General features: G+C 72.2%; 7 protein-coding genes. 5 read left to right on the forward strand and 2 right to left on the reverse strand.

The window, feature by feature from the left end:
* Nucleotides 1–63: 63 nt before the first annotated feature.
* From AC3ET4_RS03545 to AC3ET4_RS03555, 3 genes are read left to right on the forward strand one after another with little or no spacing between them, the layout of a single operon-like run.
* Nucleotides 64–567: an FtsB family cell division protein gene (locus AC3ET4_RS03545; protein WP_431945725.1), complete on the forward strand. Its 504-nt coding sequence runs from the start codon at nucleotides 64–66 to the stop codon at nucleotides 565–567.
* Between the two features lie 29 nt (nucleotides 568–596).
* Nucleotides 597–1145, forward strand: a complete 549-nt coding sequence (locus AC3ET4_RS03550) for a DUF501 domain-containing protein (RefSeq protein WP_431945727.1) — start codon at nucleotides 597–599, stop codon at nucleotides 1143–1145.
* Complete coding sequence (locus tag AC3ET4_RS03555; RefSeq protein ID WP_431945729.1) at nucleotides 1142–2095, forward strand: Ppx/GppA phosphatase family protein; 954 nt, start codon at nucleotides 1142–1144, stop codon at nucleotides 2093–2095. Before AC3ET4_RS03550 ends, AC3ET4_RS03555 begins: the two co-directional genes overlap by 4 nt.
* A gap of 39 nt (nucleotides 2096–2134) precedes the next feature.
* Here the strand turns inward: AC3ET4_RS03555 and AC3ET4_RS03560 are convergent, their stop codons facing one another.
* Together AC3ET4_RS03560 and AC3ET4_RS03565 are read right to left on the reverse strand one after the other, a co-directional pair.
* Nucleotides 2135–2404, reverse strand: a complete 270-nt coding sequence (locus AC3ET4_RS03560) for a type II toxin-antitoxin system RelE family toxin (RefSeq protein WP_431945731.1) — start codon at nucleotides 2402–2404, stop codon at nucleotides 2135–2137.
* Complete coding sequence (locus tag AC3ET4_RS03565; protein WP_431945733.1) at nucleotides 2401–2673, reverse strand: type II toxin-antitoxin system Phd/YefM family antitoxin; 273 nt, start codon at nucleotides 2671–2673, stop codon at nucleotides 2401–2403. Before AC3ET4_RS03565 ends, AC3ET4_RS03560 begins: the two co-directional genes overlap by 4 nt.
* Nucleotides 2674–3130: 457 nt before the next feature.
* Between AC3ET4_RS03565 and AC3ET4_RS03570 the strand changes: the two genes are divergently transcribed.
* Both AC3ET4_RS03570 and AC3ET4_RS03575 read left to right on the forward strand, forming a co-directional pair.
* Entirely contained in the window at nucleotides 3131–4510 is a 1380-nt protein-coding gene (locus tag AC3ET4_RS03570) for an NAD(P)/FAD-dependent oxidoreductase (RefSeq protein ID WP_431945735.1), read from the forward strand.
* 257 nt (nucleotides 4511–4767) lie between these two features.
* On the forward strand, nucleotides 4768–6108 hold the full coding sequence (locus tag AC3ET4_RS03575) for a class I SAM-dependent methyltransferase (protein ID WP_431945737.1): 1341 nt from the start codon (nucleotides 4768–4770) through the stop codon (nucleotides 6106–6108).
* Nucleotides 6109–6175: the final 67 nt, after the last annotated feature.

Genomic DNA, 6175 nt, shown 5'->3' on the forward strand with positions numbered 1-6175 from the left:
CGCGCCCGCGGCGGGCGGCACCCGGCGCGGCTAGGGCCACCCGAACCCCCACCGGAGGTGCACGTGCCGGATCGCTTCTCCACCGCGACGCGTATCCGTGCCCTCGGGGCACAGGCGCAGGCCCGCGTCTACCGCGCGGCCGGCCGCCCGCGGCCCTCGCTGCGCCGCGGCCGCAGCCGGCTGACCGGTCGGGCCGCGCTGCTGGCGCTGGTGGTCTGCGCCCTGATCGTCGCCCTGGCCTACCCCATGCGGCAGTATGTCGCGCAGCGCTCGCAGATCGCCGACCAGCGCAAGCAGGCCGAGCAGGCGCGCAAGCGGGTGGACGAGCTGCGCGAGGAGAAGGCCCGCTGGCAGGACCCGGAGTACGTCAAGGCGCAGGCCCGGGCCCGGCTGCACTACGTACTGCCGGGCGAGACGGCGTATACGGTGGTGGAACCCAGCGGGGCCGCGGCCCCCGAGAACACCGACGCCCGCCGCAGGGACAGCGCGGCCCGCCGCCCCTGGTACGCCAACCTGTGGGACGGCGTCGACCACGCGGACGCCGCCGCCACCGCAGCCCACCGTTGACGCACCCCCCGAAAGAGACACGCCCAGGCATGGAAACGCCCCCGCCGCAGACCGAGCACGCCCCGCCCACGGAGGCGGACATCGCCGCCTTCGAAGAGCAGCTCGGCCGCCCGCCGCGCGGCCTGCGGGCCATCGCGCACCGCTGCCCCTGCGGCAACCCCGACGTGGTGGAGACCGCCCCGCGCCTGGAGGACGGGACGCCGTTCCCGACGCTGTACTACCTGACCTGCCCGCGCGCCGCCTCGGCGATCGGCACCCTCGAGGCCGAGGGCGTCATGAAGGAGATGACGGCCCGCCTCGCCGAGGACCTGGAGCTGGCCGCCGCCTACCGCGCCGCGCACGAGGACTACATCGCCCGCCGGGACGCCATCGAGGTCCTGGAAGGCTTCCCCAGCGCCGGCGGGATGCCGGACCGGGTCAAGTGCCTGCACGTCCTGGTCGGCCACTCCCTCGCGGCGGGCCCCGGGGTGAACCCGCTGGGCGACGAGACGATCGCGATGCTGCCCGAGTGGTGGCGCAAGGGGCCGTGCGTGAGCCCCTGCGGCGGCGCCGGACAGGACGAGGAGGAGAACCGGTGACCCGGGTCGCCGCCATCGACTGCGGCACCAACTCCATCCGTCTGCTCGTCGCGGACGCGGACCCCGCGACCGGCGAGATCAAGGACCTCGACCGGCGGATGACCGTCGTCCGGCTCGGCCAGGACGTGGACCGCACCGGCCGGCTCGCCCCCGAGGCCCTGGAGCGCACCTTCGCGGCCTGCCGCGAGTACGCGGCCGTGATCTCGGAACTGGAGGCGCGCGAGGTCCGTTTCGTGGCCACCTCCGCCTCCCGTGACGCCTCCAACCGGGACGACTTCGTGCGTGGGGTGGTCGACATCCTCGGCGTGGAGCCCGAGGTGATCAGTGGTGACCAGGAGGCGGAGTTCTCCTTCACCGGCGCCACCAAGGAGCTGGCCGGGCGGACGGACCTCGAACGCCCCTTCTTGGTCGTGGACATCGGCGGCGGCTCCACCGAGTTCGTCGTCGGCGACGACCGGGTCACGGCCGCGCGCTCGGTCGACGTCGGCTGCGTGCGGATGACCGAGCGCCACCTCGTCCGCGACGGCGTGGTCACCGACCCGCCCACGGCCGGTCAGATCGCCGCCATGACGCGGGACATCGACGCCGCCCTCGATCTCGCCGAGCGGACAGTCCCCCTGCGCGAGGCCCGCACGCTCGTTGGGCTGGCCGGATCGGTGACCACGGTCGCCGCGATCGCGCTGGAACTCCCCAGCTACGACTGGACGGCCATCCACCACTCCCGCATCCCGGTCGAGACGGTGCGCGAGATCAGCGCCCGCCTGCTGTCGGCCACGCACGCCGAGCGCGCCGCGATCCCGGTGATGCACCCCGGGCGGGTCGACGTGATCGGCGCCGGGGCCCTGGTGCTGCTGCGGATCATGGAACGCACGGGTGCCCGGGAGGCCGTGGTCTCGGAGCACGACATCCTCGACGGGATCGCCTTTCACGCGGCCGAGACGCCGTCGTAGGCCACCCCGACAAAATCGCCCGGTCTCCGGCCCGACTGCCTACAGGTTGCGGTAGACGTCCCGCCGGTCGCCCACCTTGACGACGAGGACGACGAGTTCACCATCGTTGATCTGGTAGGCGACCCGGTAGCTTCCGACCCGGAGCCGGTAGAGCCCCGACGGGCCGGTGAGCTTCTTGACGTCGGCGTCCTCGCGGTACGGGTCGTCGCCGAGCGCGGTCAGTGCGGTCAGGATGCGCATGGCGTCGGGCCGACTGATGGCCCGAAGCTGCCGCTGCGCTGCCGCGGTGAACCGGAAGGCGTACTTCACGCCGCGTCGCCGTCGTGCTCGGTGAACAGATCCGCCAGCAGTTCCGCCATCGTCACGGTGGGGCCACCCTCGGTCAGGACCGCTTCGGCTTCGCGCGCCAACATGACGTCGGCCGCTTCTTCCAGCGCCTCGAAGTCTGCGATCGGAACCACGGCCGCCACCGGAGCGCCGTTGCGCGTGATGACGGTCGGAACGCCTTCCTCGGCCCGGTTGATGTGATCGGCGAGGTGCGCGCGGGCTTCCCGTACGGTCACGGTGTGCTCAGTCATGACATCAGTGTACGCATTCACGTGTACACGTGGTCGCTCCAAGAGTCGCATTTGCGCGCGATCCTCGACGGCATCGCGCAAGCATCGCCTGAGCAGGGGCTTTAGCATCTGAGCGGACCACAGGGGCGGGCGTGACACGCCCGCCCCGCGAAGTTCGTGAATTTCTTCACATGAAAGTTCCCGCCGGACGGCCCAACTGTCCGGTGTGAGGGGCGCCCGAGGTCGGGCGAACCCTTGCTGCGGCGGTGTTTCGGCGGTGTTGCGGGACGGTGGCGCGGGCTCCGCGGCGGGCGATCGCCGCTGGTCACAACGGCCGCTCAACGCCCGTGCGATCTGCGGGGTTCCCACCCGCTCCTGTGTCTCTGATCACGAAGCGGCGCAGTTTAGCAGAGGGCGCCCCAAACCTTGTGAAGGGGCTCACGAGGTACCCCCTGGGGCGTGGTGAATACTCGAAGCCATGAGCACCACGGAGCGTCCCAGGATCCTCGTAGTAGGCGGAGGGTACGTCGGCCTGTACGCGGCGCGGCGCATCCTCAAGAAGATGCGTTACGCGGAAGCGACGGTGACCGTCGTCGACCCGCGCTCGTACATGACGTACCAGCCTTTCCTGCCGGAAGCCGCCGCCGGCAGCATCTCCCCCCGCCACGTCGTGGTGCCGCTGCGCCGCGTGCTCCCCAAGGCGGAGGTCCTCACCGGCCGGGTCACCAGCATCGACCAGGACCGCAAGGTCGCGGTCGTGGAGCCGCTCGTGGGCGAGACCTACGAACTGCCCTTCGACTACCTGGTGGTGGCGCTCGGCGCCGTCTCCCGCACTTTCCCGATCCCCGGCCTCGCCGAGCACGGCATCGGCATGAAGGGCGTCGAGGAGGCCATCGGCCTGCGCAACCACGTGCTGGAGCAGCTCGACAAGGCCGACTCCACCACTGACGAGGACGTCCGCCGCAAGGCGCTCACCTTCGTCTTCGTCGGCGGCGGCTTCGCCGGCGCCGAGACGGTCGGCGAGGTCGAGGACATGGCCCGCGACGCGGCCAAGTACTACACCAACGTCAAGCGCGAGGACATGCGGTTCATCCTCGTCGACGCCGCCGACAAGATCCTCCCCGAGGTCGGCCCCGAGCTGGGCACCTGGGGTCTGGAGCACCTGCGCGAGCGCGGCATCGAGGTCTACCTCGGCACCTCCATGAGCTCCTGCGTCGACAAGCACGTGGTGCTCGCCAACGGCCTCGAGGTCGACGCCTCCACCATCGTGTGGACGGCGGGCGTCAAGCCCAACCCGGCGCTCGCCAAGTACGGCCTGCCGCTCGGACCGCGCGGCCACGTGGACACCGCCGCGACGCTCCAGGTGCAGGGCACCGACTACATCTGGTCCGCCGGCGACAACGCCCAGGTCCCCGACCTGGCCTCCGGCCCCGGCGCCTGGTGCCCGCCGAACGCCCAGCACGCGCTGCGCCAGGCCAAGGTGCTCGGCGACAACGTGGTGTCCGGCATGCGCGGCTTCCCGCAGAAGGAGTACAAGCACTCCAACCTCGGCGCCGTGGCCGGCCTCGGCCTGCACAAGGGTGTGGCCCTGATCCGCTTCGGCAAGCTCAAGCTGAAGTTCAAGGGCCGCCTGGCCTGGTACATGCACCGCGGCTACCACGGCATGGCCGTGCCGACCTTCAACCGCAAGATCCGCGTCGTCGCCGACTGGACGCTGGGGATGTTCCTCAAGCGCGAGGTCGTCTCGCTCGGCGCCATCGAGAACCCGCGCGAGGAGTTCTACGAGGCCGCCAAGCCGCCGGTCCCGGCGGCGGTCACCGCCGACAGCGGCAAGGCCAAGGCAGAGGCCAAGGCCTGAGCCCGGTGCCGGAAGGGTACTGAGCTGCGGCCGGGCAGGTCCCGGCCGGGCCGGTGCCGAACAGGCAGGAGTACGGCCGAAGGGCGTCCGCCATCCGTGGGGCGGGCGCCCTTCGTCGTGCCTGTGTCCCTGGTTCCGGGGCACAGGACATGAGATGGGTAGAGGCAAAGAAGCGGTGGCGCGGGAATGTCGGTGTATCACGCATCGGTTTCCCAGCCCAGTGGACCCGTCTTCATGGAGGCACGGAGGTACGCGCCATGGCCGATGCGGCCGGACGACTGACCGCTCTCGCCGAGCAGGCGCTCGGCGTTCCCATCCCGCTGCGCGTCCGCGCGTGGGACGGCAGCGAGACCGGGCCGCCCGGCACCCCGGCCCTGGTCGTACGGCACCGCCGGGCGTTGCGCCGGCTGCTGTACAAGCCCGGTGAACTCGGCCTGGCCCGCGCCTGGGTGGCCGGGGAACTGGACGTCGACGGCGACCTCTACGAGGCGCTGGACCTGCTCTCCGGGCTTGTCTGGGAGCGTCCCGCCCAGGGCCCCGGGGCTGCGCGCGCCGGGGCTGCGCCGCGCCGTCTGCTGGGCCTCGCGCGCGACCCCGCGACCTACCGGCTGGCCCGCGAGGTCCTCGCCCTGGCCGGCCCCGGCCTGCCGCCGCCCCCGCCGCCGGAGGAGGTCCGCAGGCGCTCCGGTGTGCTGCACAGCCCGGTCCGCGACCGGCAGGCGATCAGTCACCACTACAACGTCGGCAACGACTTCTACGAGCTGGTGCTCGGCCCGTCCATGGTCTACTCGTGCGCCTACTGGGAGGGGCCCGACGCGACGCTGGAGGACGCCCAGCGGGCCAAGCTCGACCTCATCTGCCGAAAGCTCGAACTGCGTCCCGGTCAGAGGCTGCTGGACGTCGGCTGCGGCTGGGGCTCCATGGTGATGCACGCCGCCGAGCACTACGGCGTCCACGCCACCGGTGTCACGCTCTCCACCGAGCAGGCCTCCTACGCGCGCAAGCGGGTCGCCGAGGCGGGCCTGGCCGACCGGATCGAGATCCGGGTGCAGGACTACCGGGCGGTCGACGACGGCCCCTACGACGCCGTCTCGTCGATCGGCATGGCCGAGCACGTGGGCCGCGAGCGCTACCGGCAGTACGCCGAAGTGCTCCACGCCCTGCTGCGGCCCGGCGGGCGGCTGCTCAACCACCAGATCGCCCGCCGCCCCTGGGCGGACGAGGAGGCGTACCACGTCGACGAGTTCATCGACCGGTACGTCTTTCCCGACGGCGAGCTGGCCCCGGTCGGCTCCACCGTCTCCCGGCTGGAGGAGGCCGGGTTCGAGGTGCGGGACGTGGAGGCGATCCGCGAGCACTACGCACTGACGCTGCGGCAGTGGGTCGCCAACCTCGAGGCCCACTGGGCCGAGGCCGTCCGCCTCGCCGGTGCCGGCCGGGCCCGGGTCTGGCGGCTCTACATGGCGGCTTCCGCGCTCTCCTTCGAACAGAACCGGATCGGCGTCAACCAGGTCCTGGCCGTCCGCCCGACCAAGGACGGCGGCTCCGGGATGCCCCGCACCCGGGCCGACTGGCTGGGCTCGGGCCGGCAGGCCTGAACGCGCCGTCGGGGGGGGGGGGGGGGGGGGGGGGAAAGCCCACACCCCCCCCCGCCCCCCCTCCCCC

Source organism: Actinacidiphila sp. bgisy167, from assembly GCF_057707665.1.

Coding starts and splice junctions, on each gene's coding strand:
- AC3ET4_RS03550 (WP_431945727.1), top strand. CDS start 597: ATGGAAACGCCCCCGCCGCAGACCGAGCACGCCCCGCCCACGGAGGCG.
- AC3ET4_RS03565 (WP_431945733.1), bottom strand. CDS start 2,673: ATGACTGAGCACACCGTGACCGTACGGGAAGCCCGCGCGCACCTCGCC.
- AC3ET4_RS03570 (WP_431945735.1), top strand. CDS start 3,131: ATGAGCACCACGGAGCGTCCCAGGATCCTCGTAGTAGGCGGAGGGTAC.
- AC3ET4_RS03575 (WP_431945737.1), top strand. CDS start 4,768: ATGGCCGATGCGGCCGGACGACTGACCGCTCTCGCCGAGCAGGCGCTC.